We start from the raw sequence: 1,639 nt of genomic DNA, 5'->3' as shown, positions 1-1,639 counted from the left end.
GTCCTCGATCGCTCGCCGCCTTTCGACAAGTGGTTTGCCGGTGATGACCTCGCCGCCCGGCCTGGCAAGCATGTCGAAGAGGATCAGACTGGCAGGCGTCTGCGAACTCAGTTTGCGGATTCTGCTTTGTGCCGGGTGAAGACGCATCTGCAGCGCCTCGAAGGAAAGCTCACCGTCCACCTCGATGACAATCTCGCCGTCGATGACGAAATGCCCGCGCTTGAGGTCACGCAGGATCTCCGTGATTTCCGGAAAATAGCGGCCGAGCGGCTTGCCGGATTTGGCGCGCAGGTCAACGGTGTCGTCGCTCTTGAAAGCAAGGCAGCGGAATCCGTCCCATTTAGGCTCGTACTGCCAGCGGTTCCCATCCCTTGGGATTGCATCGGCAAGCCTGGCCTCCATCGGAGACGTATCCAGCGGGAGCGGGAAGGCGTTTATCGGTTCATGCACGGATCAGGCCTCCAAAACCGGTTCAGGAACGGCTCCGGCTTTTCAACTTCCAGGACTGCACCGCGTTCCATCTGACGGGTTCATGGAGGTTCTTCACGATGGACATTTTCATTTGCCGCCGGAACCCGGTGACGGCTGGCCGCTTTGATGTCATCGGCGGCGCGAAAGGAGATGCCCATCGACCTCTCATTGTGGACAGCTTTTGTCGGAACCGTCATTCTGATGCAGGTGCCGCCAGGCCCCGACAGCATGCTGGTGATGGCCCGCGGCATCGGACACGGGCGCGGCGTGGCGTTGTTCACGGTACTCGGCATGACGCTGGGCGCCGGACTGGTGCAGCTTCCGCTGATTGCATTCGGCCTGTCTTCGCTTGTCCACGCCTCGCCGGTGGCGTTCAATCTGCTTCGATGGGCCGGGGCGGCCTATATCATGTGGCTGGGTTTCCGGCTGCTGCTTTCAGCCTCGGCAACCATTCCCACAGGTGACATCAAGGCCCTGCGGCCGCTCGCCGCCGCCCGGGAAGGAATGATCGCCAATCTGAGCAATCCCTAGCCTTTGATGTTCATGGTTGCGTTCCTGCCGCAATTTGTCGACCCGCATAGGGGCTCCGTCACGTTGCAACTGGTGCTGCTTGGCGCAACACAGAAGATAACCGGTGTGCTGGTGCTGGGAGCCTACGCCTTGGCATCGGGCGCGGTCGGCGCATGGGTCATGCGGCACCCTCGCGCAAGGCTTTGGCAGCAGCGGCTCGCCGGCTGTCTCATTATCGGCCTCGGCGTGCGGATGGTGATCGGCGGCAGTACGAGCCGCTGACTTGAAGAAATAGCTTGCCACGTCGCCTGAAGGATTGGCTTCGACACAAGCATTGTCTTCTTCAGGGGGACGGAGCATTCGCTTTGACGTTCGGCTCCGCCGCCGTTGCGGGCCGGGACCGTGTCCAGGAACAAAAAACCTGACCGGAGGTTCGAACCTCGATCTCAATGCAGCTGCAACGCTTCATCGCCATCCGATTGGAATGTTCGTCATGATTTCTTGCGTGGCCTCGGTAAAGACGCGCCTTCAATGAACAAGCCGCCTGAGAATGCTGGCCAAAGGGAAAGCAGGCGAAAAGGGGGCGACGTCGTTCGGGCTCTTGGGCTTGGCCTGATCACCGGCGCGGCCGATGACGACTGCTCGGCCATCGGTACCT

The 1,639-nt window shown here is 60.8% G+C and carries 2 protein-coding genes and 1 pseudogene; 2 read left to right on the top strand and 1 reads right to left on the bottom strand.

Going from position 1 to position 1,639, the window contains the following annotated elements:
• A pseudogene (locus ENZ75_RS03270) lies at nt 1-402 on the bottom strand (ATP-dependent DNA ligase); the annotation flags it as partial.
• Nucleotides 403-621: 219 nt separating this feature from the next.
• Here ENZ75_RS03270 and ENZ75_RS34945 point away from each other — a divergent pair.
• Both ENZ75_RS34945 and ENZ75_RS34940 read left to right on the top strand, forming a co-directional pair.
• Complete coding sequence (locus tag ENZ75_RS34945; protein WP_244514263.1) at nt 622-1,002, top strand: LysE family translocator; 381 nt, start codon at nt 622-624, stop codon at nt 1,000-1,002.
• A 12-nt stretch (nt 1,003-1,014) separates the two neighbouring features.
• Nucleotides 1,015-1,263 carry a hypothetical protein gene (locus tag ENZ75_RS34940; protein WP_245481126.1) on the top strand — a complete coding sequence of 83 codons (249 nt, stop codon included), beginning with the start codon at nt 1,015-1,017 and terminating at the stop codon, nt 1,261-1,263.
• Nucleotides 1,264-1,639 lie beyond the last annotated feature (376 nt).

Source organism: Mesorhizobium sp. M7A.F.Ca.CA.002.04.1.1 (assembly GCF_004022805.1).
Taxonomy (GTDB): Bacteria; Pseudomonadota; Alphaproteobacteria; order Rhizobiales; family Rhizobiaceae; genus Mesorhizobium; species Mesorhizobium ciceri.
Note: the sequence above shows the minus strand (reverse complement) of the source record. Positions and strands in the feature narration are given on the sequence as shown.

Coding starts and splice junctions, on each gene's coding strand:
- ENZ75_RS34945 (WP_244514263.1), top strand. CDS start 622: ATGCCCATCGACCTCTCATTGTGGACAGCTTTTGTCGGAACCGTCATT.
- ENZ75_RS34940 (WP_245481126.1), top strand. CDS start 1,015: ATGGTTGCGTTCCTGCCGCAATTTGTCGACCCGCATAGGGGCTCCGTC.